Annotated in this window: 15 protein-coding genes; 7 read left to right on the top strand and 8 right to left on the bottom strand. The window is 60.8% G+C overall.

The window, feature by feature from the left end; all coding sequences use genetic code 11:
- Nucleotides 1-64: 64 nt before the first annotated feature.
- Nucleotides 65-1,054: a 2-hydroxyacid dehydrogenase gene (locus tag TU74_RS06280; protein ID WP_048375603.1), complete on the top strand. Its 990-nt coding sequence runs from the start codon at nucleotides 65-67 to the stop codon at nucleotides 1,052-1,054.
- Nucleotides 1,055-1,066: 12 nt separating this feature from the next.
- Here TU74_RS06280 and TU74_RS06275 read toward each other — a convergent pair whose 3' ends face one another.
- Nucleotides 1,067-1,963, bottom strand: coding sequence for a DMT family transporter (locus TU74_RS06275; RefSeq protein ID WP_047273421.1), 897 nt, complete (start codon nucleotides 1,961-1,963; stop codon nucleotides 1,067-1,069).
- A 135-nt stretch (nucleotides 1,964-2,098) separates the two neighbouring features.
- On the opposite strand from TU74_RS06275, the gene TU74_RS06270 reads away from it, so the two are divergent.
- Nucleotides 2,099-2,974 (top strand): helix-turn-helix domain-containing protein, encoded by an 876-nt coding sequence (locus tag TU74_RS06270; RefSeq protein ID WP_048375654.1) that lies wholly within the window; start codon nucleotides 2,099-2,101, stop codon nucleotides 2,972-2,974.
- A gap of 4 nt (nucleotides 2,975-2,978) precedes the next feature.
- Here the strand turns inward: TU74_RS06270 and TU74_RS06265 are convergent, their stop codons facing one another.
- The 3 genes from TU74_RS06265 to TU74_RS06255 all read right to left on the bottom strand — a co-directional run bounded on the left by TU74_RS06265 (nucleotide 2,979) and on the right by TU74_RS06255 (nucleotide 7,195).
- Entirely contained in the window at nucleotides 2,979-5,414 is a 2,436-nt protein-coding gene (locus TU74_RS06265; protein WP_048375601.1) for a TonB-dependent siderophore receptor, read from the bottom strand.
- A gap of 240 nt (nucleotides 5,415-5,654) precedes the next feature.
- The gene (locus TU74_RS06260) at nucleotides 5,655-6,641 is read right to left on the bottom strand and encodes a FecR family protein (RefSeq protein WP_186349312.1); all 987 of its coding nucleotides are present in this window, start codon (nucleotides 6,639-6,641) and stop codon (nucleotides 5,655-5,657) included.
- The gene (locus TU74_RS06255) at nucleotides 6,641-7,195 is read right to left on the bottom strand and encodes an RNA polymerase sigma factor (protein ID WP_080960300.1); all 555 of its coding nucleotides are present in this window, start codon (nucleotides 7,193-7,195) and stop codon (nucleotides 6,641-6,643) included. Before TU74_RS06255 ends, TU74_RS06260 begins: the two co-directional genes overlap by 1 nt.
- Nucleotides 7,196-7,376: 181 nt before the next feature.
- Here TU74_RS06255 and TU74_RS06250 point away from each other — a divergent pair, with 181 nt between their 5' ends.
- From TU74_RS06250 to TU74_RS06235, 4 genes are all read left to right on the top strand, one after another.
- On the top strand, nucleotides 7,377-7,865 hold the full coding sequence (locus TU74_RS06250) for a sigma-70 family RNA polymerase sigma factor (RefSeq protein WP_047280069.1): 489 nt from the start codon (nucleotides 7,377-7,379) through the stop codon (nucleotides 7,863-7,865).
- Nucleotides 7,862-8,827 (top strand): FecR domain-containing protein, encoded by a 966-nt coding sequence (locus TU74_RS06245; RefSeq protein WP_048375598.1) that lies wholly within the window; start codon nucleotides 7,862-7,864, stop codon nucleotides 8,825-8,827. Before TU74_RS06250 ends, TU74_RS06245 begins: the two co-directional genes overlap by 4 nt.
- A 95-nt stretch (nucleotides 8,828-8,922) precedes the next feature.
- Nucleotides 8,923-11,259, top strand: a complete 2,337-nt coding sequence (gene fecA / locus TU74_RS06240; protein WP_048375596.1) for a TonB-dependent Fe(3+) dicitrate receptor FecA — start codon at nucleotides 8,923-8,925, stop codon at nucleotides 11,257-11,259.
- A gap of 202 nt (nucleotides 11,260-11,461) precedes the next feature.
- A complete protein-coding gene (locus tag TU74_RS06235) occupies nucleotides 11,462-11,890 on the top strand; it encodes an HPF/RaiA family ribosome-associated protein (protein ID WP_047273415.1) in 429 nt (142 codons plus the stop codon).
- Between the two features lie 77 nt (nucleotides 11,891-11,967).
- Here the strand turns inward: TU74_RS06235 and TU74_RS06230 are convergent, their stop codons facing one another.
- A complete protein-coding gene (locus TU74_RS06230) occupies nucleotides 11,968-12,468 on the bottom strand; it encodes a phosphate-starvation-inducible protein PsiE (protein ID WP_047273414.1) in 501 nt (166 codons plus the stop codon).
- 256 nt (nucleotides 12,469-12,724) lie between these two features.
- On the opposite strand from TU74_RS06230, the gene TU74_RS06225 reads away from it, so the two are divergent.
- The gene (locus tag TU74_RS06225; protein ID WP_047273413.1) at nucleotides 12,725-12,982 is read left to right on the top strand and encodes a YebG family protein; all 258 of its coding nucleotides are present in this window, start codon (nucleotides 12,725-12,727) and stop codon (nucleotides 12,980-12,982) included.
- 102 nt (nucleotides 12,983-13,084) lie between these two features.
- Here TU74_RS06225 and TU74_RS06220 read toward each other — a convergent pair whose 3' ends face one another.
- The 3 genes from TU74_RS06220 to fahA all read right to left on the bottom strand — a co-directional run bounded on the left by TU74_RS06220 (nucleotide 13,085) and on the right by fahA (nucleotide 16,179).
- Nucleotides 13,085-14,107 carry a Glu/Leu/Phe/Val dehydrogenase family protein gene (locus tag TU74_RS06220; RefSeq protein WP_047275527.1) on the bottom strand — a complete coding sequence of 341 codons (1,023 nt, stop codon included), beginning with the start codon at nucleotides 14,105-14,107 and terminating at the stop codon, nucleotides 13,085-13,087.
- Between the two features lie 118 nt (nucleotides 14,108-14,225).
- On the bottom strand, nucleotides 14,226-14,864 hold the full coding sequence (gene maiA / locus TU74_RS06215; RefSeq protein ID WP_048375594.1) for a maleylacetoacetate isomerase: 639 nt from the start codon (nucleotides 14,862-14,864) through the stop codon (nucleotides 14,226-14,228).
- Between the two features lie 10 nt (nucleotides 14,865-14,874).
- Entirely contained in the window at nucleotides 14,875-16,179 is a 1,305-nt protein-coding gene (gene fahA / locus TU74_RS06210; protein WP_048375593.1) for a fumarylacetoacetase, read from the bottom strand.
- Between the last annotated feature and the right edge of the window lies 1 nt (nucleotide 16,180).

Here is a 16,180-nt window from a genome sequence, read left to right as displayed (position 1 = left end):
CTGCAATCTTCGGCCATGAATGTTAGCGTGCTCACATTCCCGCCAGCCGATGAGCCTTGTTCCGATGAGCCTTTCCAGCACAAAGAAAACCGTTCTCGCCTTCAGCCGCGTCACCCCCGAGATGATCGAGCGCCTGCAACAGGACTTCAACGTCATCGCGCCCAACCCCAAGCTGGGCGACATCAATGAACAGTTCAATCAGGCCCTGCCCCACGCCCACGGTTTGATCGGTGTCGGGCGCAAATTGGGCCGCCAGCAGCTGGAAAACGCCACGCAGCTGGAAGTGGTGTCCAGCGTCTCAGTGGGTTACGACAATTACGACGTCGACTACTTCAACGAACGCGGGATCATGCTCACCAACACCCCGGACGTGCTGACCGAAAGCACGGCGGACTTGGGCTTTGCCCTGATCATGAGCAGCGCCCGGCGTGTCGCAGAACTGGACGCCTGGACCAAGGCCGGTCAATGGCAGGCCAGCGTGCCGCCCGCGCTGTTCGGTTGCGATGTGCATGGCAAAACGCTGGGCATCGTCGGCCTGGGCAATATCGGCGCGGCGGTGGCACGCCGAGGGCGTTTGGGGTTCAACATGCCGATCCTCTACAGCGGCAACAGCCGCAAGACCGACCTTGAGCACGAACTGGGCGCGCAATACCGCAGCCTTGAGCAGTTGCTGGCCGAAGCTGACTTCGTGTGCCTGGTGGTGCCGTTGAGCGAGAAGACCCGTCACCTGATCGGTCCGCGTGAGTTGAAACTGATGAAGCCCAGCGCCATTTTAGTGAATATTTCCCGTGGCCCCGTGGTGGACGAAGCCGCGCTGGTCCACGCCCTGCAACATGGCACGATTCGCGGGGCCGGGCTGGATGTGTACGAAAAAGAGCCGCTCAGCGACTCGCCCCTGTTCCAGCTCAAGAACGCCGTCACCCTGCCCCATATCGGCTCCGCGACCCACGAAACCCGCGACGCCATGGCCCAGCGCGCGCTGGCTAACTTGCGCAGCGCGTTGCTCGGCGAGCGGCCGCAGGATCTGGTCAACCCGCAGGTGTTCAAAGGCTGACGCCGGGCAGCCTCAAGCCACTTTGGCCTGCAACACCGGCCGGGCGGGCTTGCGAAACACCAGCACGTTGCCAAGCATCACCAGCACCAGCCCCATCAAGGCCGGTGCTGTCCACTGATACCCCTCGGCGAAGGCCGACACGTTGAGCGCCACCAACGGGAACAGCACCGTGCAATAGGCGGCGCGTTCCGGGCCCATGCGCCCCACCAGCGTCAAGTACGCGGTAAAGCCGATCACCGATCCGGGGATCACCAGATACAGCAACGAGCCGATATAACGGGTGTTCCATTCCATGTCGAACGGGATGCCCCTTATCACGCAGTACAGCGCCAGCAGGCTGGCGCCATACAGCATGCCCCAGGCGTTGGTGGTCAGGGGTTTGAGGCCGGCCTTTTGTTGCAGGCTCGACAGCAAGTTGCCTGCCGAAAAACACATCGTACCCAGCAAGGCCAACCCCAGGCCCAACATCGTCTCAGGGGTTGCGGTGTGTGCACTCACCTCGGGCCAGAACAGAAAGCCCAGTCCGGTCAACCCCAAACCACCGCCCAGCAGCACGTTACGGGCGATTTTCTGCTTGAAGAAGATCCGCGCGTTCAACGCGTTCCACAGCGTGGCGGTGGAAAACACCACCGCGATCAAACCGGTAGTCACCCATTGGCTGGCGGTTAAAAAACACATGAAGTTCACGCAAAACAGGCACAGCCCCTGAGCCAGGCAAATCAGGTGCCCGCGCCGGTTCATGACCTGCAATGTGCGGCTGAGCAACAACAGCGCAAACAGCACCAGTGCCGCCAGCCCAAAGCGATACACGATGGACACCGGAATCGCCACCACACCCAGTTGCAACTTGAGGGCGATCCAGGTGGTGCCCCAAATCAACACGGTCAATACATATAACGATAGGTTCATGGCGCGCTCCTGAAGGTGGACCTCAGTGTGAATCCGCGCCCGTGGGCGCACTTGCAGATTCTTGCGCTTTTGTTGGGCGCAGGGCTGGCAGTGCGCGCACGCAGGAGTAGGATGCAAAACGTTGGAGAACTGACCATGCCTGCTTTCGATACCCTGCAAGTGTTTCAATCCATGAGCCGCTCGCCCAATGCTCGCCTTGAGCACAGTGCCGAGCTCGGTGACGGCATGGCCGCAGCCCTTTGGAGCAACCATCACGACGCTCGCGACTACCAAGCCCCGACCCACCACACGTTGTCGTGCTACATCTCGGGCGGCACCGGCACGTTTCGCCGGGAGCAACCGGGCACCAAAGGCGCGCCGGGCAAACTCTGCGTATTACCCGCCGAGCATGCGTCGGCCTGGGTGATTAATGGCGCGATTCGCCTGGCCCACGTGTACGTGAGTCAGGAGCAATTCGCGCTGGGCTGCATTCATTTGCTGGATAAAGAACCGCGCACCCTGCAATTGCGCGAGTTCACGTTCCTGGACGACGCACAGCAGACCCGGCGCTTTCATCAATTGTTGAAACTCAACTGGGCCGAACCGGGCGAGCGCCTGCTCACCAGCAGCCTGGCCAATGAATTGCTCGATCATGCCGTGCTCAGTCAGGTCGGCAAACGCGACGGTTTGCCACTGAAAGGCGGGTTGGCGGCGTATCAGCGTCGGCAGTTGGTCGAGACCATCGAGCAGCAACTGGCCGAGCCATTGAGCATCGGCCAACTGGCGGCGCAGTGCGCGTTGTCGCCCTATCACTTCGCCCGGATGTTTCGCGAAAGTGTTGGTCTGGCGCCGCATCAATACGTCTTGGCCAGACGCCTGAACCGGGCGCGGGAGTTGTTGCGCCACAGCTCACTGGCGTTGGGCGAGATTGCAATGGCCTGCGGTTTTGCCAGCGCCAGTCACTTCACCAACCGGTTCAGGCAAACCCTGGGCGCGACGCCGGGCGAATACCGCGCGGCGTTCAGGCCCTGACGCCTCAAAACTCCAGCGTGCTGGCCACCGAGACTTGCCGAGAATCCCCCATGGAGACGAAGGTGCGGCTTGCTGCCGAGGTGTAGTAGGTGCGGTCGAACAGGTTTTTGAGGTTGAGTTGCAGTGTGACCTTTTGCCCTTCGACCCGGGTGTCGTAAGTGGCGAAGGCATCGGCCACGGTGTAACCGGGCAGGTCGAAGTCATTGAGCGCATCCCCGGCGCGCTCGCCCACATACCGGGCACCCGCCCCCACGCGCAATTTATCGCCGCCCACGACCGTGCCAAAGTCATACACCGCCGACAGCGAGCCACTGTTTTTCGCCACGTTTTGCAGGCGCATGCCCTTGTAGATCGGGTCCTTGGTCACTTGCGCATCGGTGTAGGCATAGCTGCCGATCAGGCTCCACTGCTCGCTGAGCTGGCCACTGACGTCCAGTTCCAACCCGCGCGAGCTGACTTCGCCCGCCGCCGAATACACCGTGTCGTCGCCCACGGTGGTAGACACCAGTACGTTGCGTTTTTTGATGTCATACAGCGCCAGCGTGCCCGTGATGCGCCCCGGCATGTCCAGTTTGGCGCCCACTTCCCAGGACTTGGCCTGTTCGGGGGCTATGGCCGAGTCCAGCACCACGCCACCGGTCAGCGGGGCAATGGTGGAGTTGGGTTTGAACGACTCGGTATAGCTGCCATAAAACGACAGCTCATCGGTGTAGCGGAACACCAGCCCGGCACGCGGAACCCAGGTCTGGCCGTTGGTGTCGGTGTTGGCGGTGAAGGGGCGACCCTTGCCTGCCAGTTGGTCGTATTTCTGGAAGCGCCCGCCCGCGACGAAAATCCATTGATCGGTGAGGTGAATCGAGTCCTGCAGGAACAGCGAGTCGCTGCGCAGCACATCGGTCTGATTGCTGTCGCTGGCGCTGACGGTGGTGCCCGCCACCTCCTTGCCGTACACCGGGTTGAGGTAGCTGAAAGGGTACTGGCTGTTCTGGCGGATCAGGTCGGCGCGATAGATTTTGCGGTACTCGTCGTCCAGCCCGACTACCAGATCGTGCTGCATGCCCGCCGCTTGCACCTTGCCTTGCAGGCTGACCGTGGCAAAGCGGTCGGTGGTGATTGCGCCTTGGGTGCCGTCCATTTTGCGCGTCAGCGTGCCGGTCTTCGGATTGACCGCCGTGACCCGCACCTGACTGGCGTCGTAGGTTTCGCGGTTCCAGCTGTAGCCAACATGGGCGCTCCAGTTGTCGTTGAGGGTGTGGTCGACTTCCAGCCGGTACAGGTCCGAGCGCCCTTCCATGTTGTTGAAAGGTTCATCCAGACGGCGGGTGGCCGGGATGTCCAACGGGTGGTTGGTGGCCGGGTTGATGGCCGTTCCACGGTCAAACGGCGACAGGAATTCGCGGTGCTCGTACGCCAGCAACACCTGCGTGGTGTCCCCATACCACGCCAGCGAAGGCGCGATCAGCGTTTCACGGTGAGTGCCGAAATTGCGCCAGTAATCTTCGTCTTCGTGGTCAACGATCATCCGATACGCCAGCCCCGACTCGCCCAGTGCGCCGGTGCTGTCAAAACGGCCGCCGCTGCCGTTTTTGCCCGAACCGTAGGTCGAGCCGCGCACGGTCAGCGCGTTGAACTGCGCCAGTTGCGGCTTTTTGCTCACTACGTTGACCACACCGCCGGGGTCTTGAATGCCATACAGCAACGACGCCGGGCCCTTGAGCACTTCGACCCGCTCAGCCGTGGCATTGAGCGCCCGGCCCTGCACCAGCGGCATGCCGTCGCGCATGATCGAGCCGTCGCGATTGTCGCCAAACCCGCGTTTCATCACCGAGTCCTGAGTGCTGCCCAGCGTGTTGCCCTGGGTGATGCCGCTGATGTTGTTCAGCGCGTCATCCAGATTGCGCGGCGCTTGGTCGCGGATCACCTGCGCGGCCACCACGTTGACGGTTTGCGGGATCTCCATGCTGTCGCCCTGCCCGCGCACGACCGAGGTCACGGCAGGCGGCTGGTAACTGAAGTCGTCCATGGCCAGCGACGTGATGCTGGTCGCCCCCAGATTCAAGGCCCCGGCCGTGGGCGCAGGCTCAAGGGCGAAGGTATTGGCGTCGGTGCGACGCGCATTGAAGCCCGACTGGGCGAGCAATTGTTGCAGCGCCTGCTCGGCACTCATGCGGCCGTTGATGGCGGGCGCTTGCAGGCCATAGGGCGCTTCGTCGGTGTACACCACGCTCAGGCCGGTCACGCGGCTGAAGTCATTCAAGGCTTGCGGCAAGGGTTCTGCGGGCAGGTTGAACGCAAATTGCGTCGCGCTGTGCTGCACCGGGGTGTCAGCCGCGATGGCCACACTCAACGGGGTTAAGGCCAGACCGACCATCAACAACGCCGAAGCGCCTAACCCCTGTGTAATCGAACCGCGATGCGCTGACCTTGCCTGGGACTTCATGCTCATGACCTGTGTACCGACCTGTTACGTAATGCGAATTTTTCGCATTTTCAAGCACTACACGGATGGGCGCGGGGTATACCTCACCCCCGGACTGAAAAATAATTGCGCCGTTTTCTCCTCCCCCGTCCCCTCTTGCGCAAGGAGAGGGAACGGGATGTGCGTGAGCTCAGTTTCACCTGCTACCGACCCCGGTCTCATGTGTAAACGCTGTCCCCGGTCTCTACCGTGAGGGCCGTGTCAGCGCAACACGATCAAGCGCCCAAACACGGTGTGCTGTTCAAACCCCAGCACACCTTGCAGCGAATTGAGCACGGCCTGGGGGTCATGGCTGGGGAAGCTGCCGCTGATACGTCGCTGCCCCAACTCGGTATTCAACAGTACGATCTGGCCCGGGAAGTAGCGCTTGAGATCGGCCACCACGTCCACCAGCGGGGTTTTCGAATAGGTCAGCCAGCCTGATCGCCAGCCCAGCCGAGCCTTGCTGTCGACCCCCTGCACAGCACCCGACACCCCGCCGTCATACGCCACTTGCTGGTCGGCGCTGAGAATCTGCTGCGGCGCGTGCGCACCGGCCTTCACGCCGACGCGCCCTGACAAGACCGTCACTTGCGCGCCTTCCGGTTGCCTGCGCACTTCAAATTCGGTGCCCATCACTCGCGCTTCGCCGTTCTGGGCGTCCACGACAAAAGGCTCGCCCGTGTGGCTGACCTGAAAAAACGCCACGCCACGTCGCAATTGCACATGGCGCTCGCCGCCGCTGAAGTTCACCGCAATGGCACTGTCGGCATCCAGCGTGACCCGGGATTGGTCCGCCAGTGTCAGGGTCCGAACCTGACCTGGCGCACTGACATAATCGGCGCCCAGGTCGTCGATCCAGCGCGCCGGCTGCCACCCGGCGAATACCCCGAGCATCAGCAGCAGGCACGCCGCGACGGCCACGCCACTGGACCATTGCCAGACGCGGATGCGTTTCGAGACGTTCATCGCCGACAGGTAGCGCTGCATAACCAGCGCCTCTTCTTCGGCCAACCGGCTGCCCGCCACTTCGCTCAACTCCCACACCACCTGGGCTTGTGCGTAGGCCTCGGCATGGGCGGGGTCGGCGTGCAGCCAGCGGCTGAAGGTGGCCTGATCGCCGCTGTCGGGCTGGTCGTGCAATACGCTCAACCATGCCAGCGCGGTGCGCTCTTGCTCGGGCGTTACCTCAATCGTCGAACGGTTCATCACGGTGCTTTCCCGGTCGGCGGCTCACGCAGGCTGGCCTTGCAGGCCTCAAGGGCGCGCATCATATGTTTTTCCACGGCGCTTTGGGACACGCCCATGACCTTGGCGATCTCGGCATAGGTGCGGCCATGAATGCGGTTGAGCAAAAAGATATGCCGCGTGCGTTCCGGCAAACCGCGCAAGGCAGCCTCGACTTGACGCAAATCATTGCCCGCCTCCAACGCAGCCTGCGGCTCGCAGCCGTGGGTGTCAGCGTCTTGCTGCCAGTGCTGATTGATCCGCCCGCGCGAGCCTTCGCTGCGCAAATGGTCAATGGCGATATTGCCCGCGCAACGCAATAAATAGGTGCCCAATTCTTCGACCTGCACCAGCGGACGACGCCAAAACCGCACGAACAAATCCTGCACCAGATCCGCCGCGGTGGCCCGACAGCCCACGCGACGACTGACCAAGGCTTCCATTTGCGGGCGCTGGGAGAGAAACACCTGAAGGAAATGCGCACGTCCATGGCGCGATTCGCTGTCAGGGCCTTCCTGATGTTGGGGAGGATTCATGGGCGTCGAAGGTGGGCTAAAGGAAAGCGATACTAATGATAAATATTCTCATATGCAAAAGCAGATGACGGCCTGCGCATCCGCCTGACGATCGTCAGTGATTGCCCAAGACAAGGGCTCACCCCTACAATGCGAACAATTCTTGTTCTCTAAAGCGCGTTCGGTGCACTCGGGGTGGTGGTTGTCGCAGTCAAATACCATTGAAGGCCTGTATCTGGACCACCACCGCTGGCTCACGGGATGGCTGCGGCACAAGCTCGGCTGCCCGCAAGGCGCCGCCGACCTGGCACAAGACACGTTCATGCGATTGCTCACGGCACGGGAGACGCCGGACATCGCGCAGCCACGGGCGTTTTTGACCACGGTCGCCAAGCGCGTGCTGTTCAATCATTACCGTCGCCAAGACCTTGAGCGTGCTTATCTGCTGGCCCTGGCCGAGCAACCGCAAGCGCTGGCGCCCAGTGAAGAAGAGCGCGCCATCATCCTGCAAACCCTGATGGAGCTGGACCAATTGCTCGACGGCCTGCCGTCCCCGGTCAAGCGTGCCTTTTTGCTCGCACAAGTCGATGGCCTCAGCTACGCCGACATCGCCGCGCAACTGGGCATTTCGATTGCGACCGTCAAACGTCATTTGAACAAAGCCGCCATGCGCTGCTATTTCGCGCTATGAACGGCGTCTTCAACACCCCGCCAGAGATCGCGCCACAGGTCGCTGAACAGGCCGTGAGCTGGCTGGTGGAAATGCAAGGCGGCGCGCTGAGCCCGCGGCGCCAGCGCGCGTGGCAACAGTGGCTCGACGCCCATGCTGAACACCAGCGGGCGTGGGACCACATTCAGCGAGTCAACCAGCGCCTGCGCAGGTTATCGTCGCCCCTCGCCCACGCGGCCTTGAACGCCCCGCAAACGCACACCCGGCGTCAGCCCCTGAAACTGTTGCTGCTGTTGGGCGCCGGGTCGGCCATGACCTACGGCCTGCGCGAGCAACTGCCGCTGACCCCGCTGCTGGCCGATTACAGCAGCCCGATCGGCCAACGGCGCACTGTGAACCTGCACGACGGCAGCCAGATCCGCCTGAACACCGGCAGTTCGGTGGACGTGAGATTCGATGCACAACAACGGCTGATTCGCTTGCTCGACGGCGAGGTGCAAATGACCGTCGCCCAAGAGGCGCGCCCCTTGCACGTGCACACCGCTCACGGTGTGTTGCAGCCGGACAAGGCGCGTTTCAACCTGCGCCAGTTCCGCGACCGCACCCACATCGCCGTGTTTGAAGGACGCGTGCAACTGGCGCCACAGACCTACCCCGGCAGCCCGTTGCAACTCGAAGCGCGCCAGCAGGTGAGCTTTACCCCTCAGGCATGGAGCACCCCACACGCACTCGACGCGGGCAGCGGCGCGTGGGCCGATGGCATTTTAGTGGCCGCGCACATGCGCCTGGAAGACTTTATCGCCGAACTGAGCCGATACCGTCGCGGCCAGCTCCATTGCGATCCCAAAGTCGCCAACCTGCTGATTTCCGGCACCTACCCGATTGACGACACTGAACGCGTGCTCGATCTGCTGCACGTCAGCCTGCCCGTGCGGGTCAAGCGATTTACTCGTTATTGGGTGACAGTTGAGTCCAACGTTTAAGCGGCTGATTTTTATGTGCCGCCGTGAGCCGATTTCACATCTCGCGTGACAGAGCAGGTAAGCCCCCTCACTTTTGACCTGCTCGGAAACCCGTCATGCCTGTTCAGCCTTCACGTCTCTCTCCACTGGCCCGTCTGGTGCTGGGCGCCAGCCTCAGCCTGGGCGTACTTCCCCAGGCGCTGGCCGACGCCCGGACCTATCACATTGCCCCTGCTTCGCTGGAGGCCGCGCTGAACCAGTTTGGTCGCGAAGCCGGTGTGCTGATTTCATTCGGTTCGGCCACTGCCAGCGGCCTGCAAAGCCGTGGCCTCGACGGTGCCTTCAGCACCGAGCAAGGGCTGCACACCCTGCTCGAAGGCACTGGCCTGCAAGCCCGCGCGGAGGGTGAAGGTGCGTTCAGCCTGCAACCGGCAAGCACGCCCACAGTGCCCGCAAGCATCGAGCTGGGCGCCTCCACAGTGGTCGGCGACTGGTTGGGCGAAGCGGCTCAAACCGATGTGTTCGAACACCCCGGCGCCCGCGACGTGATTCGCCGCGAAGACTTCGAACGCCAGGGCGCCACCTCGGCGCGGGACGTGCTCAACCGCATCCCGGGCGTCAACGCGCCCGAAAACAACGGCACCGGCAGCCATGACATGGCCATGAACTTCGGCATTCGCGGCCTCAACCCGCGTCTGGCCACCCGCTCCACCGTGTTGATGGACGGCATCCCCGTGCCGTTCGCGCCCTATGGCCAACCACAGTTGTCGTTTGCCCCAGTGAGCATGGGCAATATGGACGCGGTCGACGTGGTTCGGGGTGGCGGCGCAGTGCGCTACGGCCCGCAAAACGTGGGCGGGATCGTCAATTTCGTGACCCGCGCCATTCCCGACGCGCCCACGGTGAAGGCCGGCTTTCAGACCCAGACCAGCCCCTCGTCCAGCCACGACGGCTTCAAGACCACCGGCAACGTGCTGGCGGGCGGCACGGCCGACAACGGCCTGGGCGGTGCGCTGCTGTACTCCGGCACGCGCGGGGGCGACTGGCGCGAACACAGCGACACGCGCATTGATGACCTGATCCTCAAGGGCAATTACTCAATCGATGACGCCAACAGCGTGCATGCCATGGCCCAGTACTACGAGGGTGAAGCCGACATGCCGGGCGGTTTGAGTACAGCGGCCTACAAAGCGGATCCGTATCAGTCGACACGCCCCAACGACAAATTCTGGGGCCGTCGCACGCTGGTCAACGTCGGTTACCGCTATCAGCAAGAGCGTCGCGAATTCACGGTCAACAGCTTCTTCACCAAAACCCTGCGCAGCGGTTATCTGGACCAGGGCACCTTCCTGTCACTGTCACCCCGTGAGTACTGGGTGCGCGGGATCGAAACACGCTTCTCCCAGGGGTTCGATCTGGGCAACACCACCCATGAAGTCGGCGTCGGCTATCGCTATATCAACGAAGCCGGGCATGAACTGCGCTATCGCACCCCGATTGCTGCCAATCAATTACCGACCGCCAACAGCCGCAATGACCGTGACACACGGGGTGAGACCGAGGCTCACGCGTTTTTCATCGATGACAAGATCGACATCGGCAAATGGACGTTCACACCCGGTATTCGCTACGAAATGATTGAACAGCAGCAGACCAACCTGCTGACCCACGTTAAATACAAAGGCGACTACAACACGCCGCTGCCCGCGCTGAACGTGCTGTATCACGTCAACGACAGCTGGAATCTCTACGCCAACACCGAAGGCTCGTTTGGCAGTGTGCAATACAGCCAGATGCCAAACCGGGTCAGCGGCGGCGAAGTCAAACCGGAAAAAGCCCGTACGTGGGAACTCGGCACCCGTTACGACAATGGCAACCTGCGGGCGGAGATCGGCGCGTTTCTCATCAACTTCAATAACCAGTACGACAGCAACCAGACCACCGACACCGTCATTGCCCGGGGCAAGACGCGGCATCAGGGCATCGAAGCGAGTGTCAATTACGCGCTGGAGGGCGTGAGCCCGATACTCAGCGGGTTTGATGTCTATGCCACCTATGCCTACGTGGATGCGACTATCCGCGAAGAGGGGCCTAACAAAGGCAATCGTGTGCCCTTCTCCTCCAAAAACAAAGGCACCTTAGGCATCGGTTATACGCAAGGGCCGTGGAAAGCCAACCTCGACAGCAGCTACCAGACCGATCAGTTTGCGGACAATGCCAATACACGCGCAGAAAGCGCTGACGGCAGCACCGGAAAGATCCCTGGCTACATGGTGTTCAGCAGCCGCGTGGGCTACGACTTCGGCCCACAACTGGCGGACCTCAACGTCGCCGTCGGGGTCAAAAACATCCTGAACCACGAGTATTTCACCCGCTCGTTCGACGATAACAACAAAGGCAAGTACGTGGGAGAACCGCGCACCGTGTACTTGCAGACATCTGTCGCATTTTGATTCAAATCGTTAAAGGCCCGGCTGCCCGGGCCTTTATGGCTGCCAAAGACTGACGCCGATCACAGTGCGCAACGTTTGCTGAAAATAGTGCTTGAAATATTTGCTCATCGGCTCAAACACTGTAACTGAGCGATGACGATGAACCTTTGTCCACTCGAGGCCGTCACAACTCACTCGAGCAAGCTGAAATAAGGGAAGCATTATGCAAATTAACGTCTTTTCCGATAAACACATCGACAGCGACAAACGCACTCAGGAATGGGTACAAGCAACTGTTGAGGTTACGCTCGAACGCCACTTGGAGGACCTGACTCGGGTCGAAGTGCATCTGAGTGATGAGAATGGTGGCAAGTCCGGTCCTAAGGACAAACGCTGCAAAATGGAAGCACGGCCAAAAGGCCATCAACCGATTTCCGTTTCCCAGGACGCCGATTCGCTGACGCAAGCCGTGGAAGGCGCTGCAGCAAAACTGGAGAACGCGCTGGAACATCTGTTCGGCAAACTGCGTGGCAAGCATTCGCCAAAACTGGCGGTTGAAGGGTTTGAAGAAAAAGAACCCAAAGAAAGCGCTGACGATTTGCTGGAAGAAGAGTTTTTGGAGAAAGAAAAAGAACTCGACAAAATCAGCTGATTTAGCCAAAAGGACGCACTAAAAAAGGGCGGGTCTACTTCGGTAGGCCCGCCCTTTTTTGTGTGCCGAACGTGGCGTTACAGCTCGCCCTTCTCCACTTCAGGGTGCTCGCCCGAGCCCGCGCCGGTCTTGCGATGCGGGTTCTCGATCTTCACGGACGGGAACTGCGAAGACGCGTATCGCACCACCAGGATCGCAAACGCCAGCAACAAAATGGCGCCCGTCAAATACACAACGCCCATGTCTGGCGGGTTGTGGTGCGACACGTTGGAAATCAGCAAGCGGGTCAACGCCGTGATCGCCACGTAGATCAGGAAGCGCACCGGCATGTGGTTGGTCTTGAAATAAATCCCGACCATGGCGCCCAGTTCGAGGTAGATGAACAGCAACAAGATGTCATCAATGCTGATATTGCCCTTCTCCACCATTTGCAAAAATTCCATCACGGCGGCCCAGGCCGTGACCGCGCCTATGGCGAACAGCGCCAAATAATGGAAGGTTTCGACAAACAGGTTGCCCATCGACTCGGCCAGTTCATGGACCTGGCGCCGTAGCTTTTCGGCTTTGTTCACTCTCACGATGCAGCTCCTTGAAACGACTCGAACGGATAATCCGCGATGCTCATGACACTTTTTGTATGCAGAAAAAAGGCCAGCACCACGAATGAGAAGGTGGCCGGGCGCCATTAGACACGTCCGCCCTGCGCTTCACACCCCAATTGCAGCTAGAGTAAAAAAGCCGCTATTCAAATGCTGGCGATTGGCTTATCCTTTTAGCTGTATATAAATACAGTAATCGCAAAACAACTTATCGTGAAGGCATATGAGGTGGTAAATGGCCGTCGAAGTGGTATACCGCAGCAGCCGAGATCTGGAGCGTTTGTTCATGGATAAAGCCGAAGCTGACCGTCATGACAAAATGCTGGAGCTGGCAGAGTTACTGGCTGAAGTGTTGCAAAAAGCTGTGCCGTCCCTGAACGAGCAGCAAGTCGAAGAAGCAGGCATCTACATGGCGAAAAATCGCGATATCTTTGCCAAGGCCTTCAAGAGCCAGCCGGACGCCTTGTCTGAGCTGCTGACCGACAGCGAGTAAACACCTGCAGCCGTCACCGGGCTCTGGCCAGCGAGCAGAGCCCGACCTTGTGACCGACCGGCATGCGGGCAATCAATCGAGCCCCGGGGCATGCGCTACAGGTTATTCGCCGTACAACATTTTTTTCGCCAGTTCATCCGACACCCTTGCCGGTGAGCGCTTTTCGGCTTGTGCGTGGGCATAAATGCCAGTCAGTCGCTCGCTGATGCGCAGCAGTTGCTGGTTGATGGCTTCAGGTTGCGCCCCTTGATGGGTCAACGCCATGAAGATCAAACCGCCCGAATTGATCACGTAGTCCGGTGCATACAGAATGCCCCGGCGCTCCAGTTGGTCGCCCACCTGCAAGTTGGTCAGCTGGTTGTTGGCGCACCCCGCCACGGCCGAACAGCGCAATTGCGCCACGCTGTGCCAGTTGAGCACGCCGCCCAGACCACAGGGCGCGAGTATGTCGCACGGGGTGCTGAGCAAGGCTTCCGGGGCAATGGGGTGCGCACCCAATTGCTCCATCGCCAGTCGCACTTTGCCCGCGTCGGTGTCGCTGACCAGCAACTCGGCGCCTGCTGCGTGCAGTTGTTCAGCGAGCGCGAACCCGACCTTGCCCAACCCCTGAATCGCTACCCGCAACCCTTCCAGGTTATCGCTGCCCAGTCGCCATGACGCCGTGCTGCGAATGCCCGCGAACACCCCCATCGCGGCATGAGGCGAGGGATCGCCCGCCGCAGTGGTGCTGGTGACGTGTTGGGTGTATTGGGCGATGCAGTCCATGTCGGCCGTTGACGTTCCGCTGTCGATGGCCGTGATGTAGCGTCCATCCAGTTGCTCGACACAACGGCCGAATGCCTCAAACAGGGCCGCACGGCTTTCAACATGCGGGGCGCGCATGATGACGGCCTGGCCGCCGCCCGCTGCCAGTCCGGCCAGTACCGCCTTGTAGCTCATGTCTTGGGCCAGGCGGATCGCATCATTGATCGCGCTTTCGTCATCGGGGTAAGCCAGATAACGGCAACCGCCCAGTGCAGGCCCGAATTGACTGTTGTGAATGGCAATCACCGCTTTGAGCCCGGTGACCGGGTCGACACTGAGATGAAGCGACTCCAGACGAGCGCTTTGCATGAGAGCAAACATGTTCCGGCCCTCGAGAGGTGACAGGTAATCGCCAGTATAGGCGTCGCCTGAAAAGTCGTTGAAGTGCGCAGGCATAAGCCCGAACAACCTGTGCGGTTTCGGGCATATGTTGCTGGGCTCAAGCCGGGGTATCGGGCTGCCGTGACGGGTGTGCGTTGATGAACGCCGGATGTTGCGCGGCCAGTTGCGCCACGCGCGCGATGCGTGGATAACCTGCCAGCGACACGCTAAAACGCTCGGCCGCATACAACTGAGGAATCAGGTACACATCTGCCAGGCCCGGCTGCGGACCAAAACAAAAACCGCTGTCGCCAATCAACTGCTCGATGGTGGCCAAACCTGAAGAAATCCAGTGGCCGATCCACTGCGTGACATGGGCTTCGCCCTGCCCCAGGGCACGCAGTTGATTGAGCACACTGACGTTGTGCAACGGGTGAATATCGCACCCGATCACACTGGCCACGCCGCGCTCATGTGCGCGGGTGATCAGGTTGTCAGAAAGCAGCGGCGGCTGCGGATAACGCTCTTCGAGGTATTCGATGATGGCCGGGGACTGGGTCAGCACATCGCAGTCGTCAGTGCGCAAAGCCGGTACACGGCCTTGTGGGTTGAGCTTCAGGTAGTGTGGCTGGCGATGTTCACCGCCCCCGGGCGCGATCAGGTTGACCGCGATCGACTGATAATCCAGCCCCTTGAGCGCCAGCGCGATACGCACCCGATACGAGGACGTCGAGCGATAGTAGGTAAAGAGTTCCATGACTCGCTCCTTAACGCGCCGCGATCACCTTGCCACGGCATTCGCCAAACCCGATCGGGGCAAAACCATCACGGGTGCAACGGGCACGCAGAATGATTTCGTCGCCGTCTTCAAGGAATTTACGCACTTCGCCGGAGGCCAATTCGACCGGGTGTTTTCCGCCCTCGGTGAGTTCCAGCAGGCTGCCCAATTGCGAGCGTTCAGGCCCCGACAACGTGCCCGAACCAAACAGGTCACCGGCTTGCAGTTGGCAACCGTTGACGCTGTGGTGCGTCACCAACTGCGCGGCCGTCCAGTACATGTTCAGGGTATTGCTCAGCCCCAGGCGATGAGGTGCCAGGTTTTGTTCGCGCATGGCCTGTGTCAGCAGCAGCACTTCCAGCTCGATGTCGAGCGCGCCAGTGGCCTGATCCTGCTCATCCAGCAGGTACGCCAGCGGCTGTGGATCTCCCTCCGGGCGTTGGGGCTGGGCACGACGGAATGGCTCCAGCGCTTCGGCCGTCACCACCCAGGGTGAAATTGAGGTAATGAAGCTTTTCGACAGGAATGGGCCCAGCGGTTGATATTCCCACGCCTGAATGTCCCGGGCCGACCAGTCGTTAAGCAGACAAAAACCGGCAATATGCTCGCCCGCCTCACTGACAGGAATGGCATCTCCCATCTCATTGCCCTGGCCGATCCAGATACCCAGCTCCAACTCGTAGTCCAGACGGGCACACGGGCCAAAACTCGGCTCGGTCTGGCCTGCTGGCAGGGTCTGACCTTTAGGGCGACGCACCTCGGTGCCCGACGCCCGGAGGGTGGACGCCCGACCGTGGTAACCAATCGGTACGTATTTATAGTTGGGCAACAGCGGGTTATCGGGACGGAACAACTTGCCGACGTTTTTCGCATGTTCGATGCCCACGTAAAAATCGGTGTAATCACCGACTCGGGCGGGCAGGTGCATTGTGCAATCGGCAGCCAGTGGTAACAGGGTGGTGCTCTGCGCTTCGATCTTTGCGCGCAGCGTGCTGCCTTCAACGAACAGTTCGATCAAACGCTCGCGCAGCGCGACCCGGGCACGGCGGCCCAATGCGAAAAGGGCATTCAATGTGCCGCCCAGTGTCGCTTCGACAGCCACCTTGGCCTGGCCTTCGAACAGACCGGCCGCCAGCCCCGCTTCCAGATCCAGAATGTGGTCGCCGATGGCAACACCGCTGCGGGGTGTCGAACCGGCGAGGCTGAACACACCCAAGGGCAAGTTCTGCAACGGGAAATCGCTGTGCCCGTTGGCAGAGGCGATCCAGCTACGGGCAAGAGTGGACTGGGTCATG

The organism is Pseudomonas lundensis, assembly GCF_001042985.1.
GTDB lineage: Bacteria > Pseudomonadota > Gammaproteobacteria > Pseudomonadales > Pseudomonadaceae > Aquipseudomonas > Aquipseudomonas lundensis.
The sequence above is the reverse complement of the archived record's forward strand: the minus strand, read 5'-3'. Positions and strand labels throughout refer to the sequence as shown.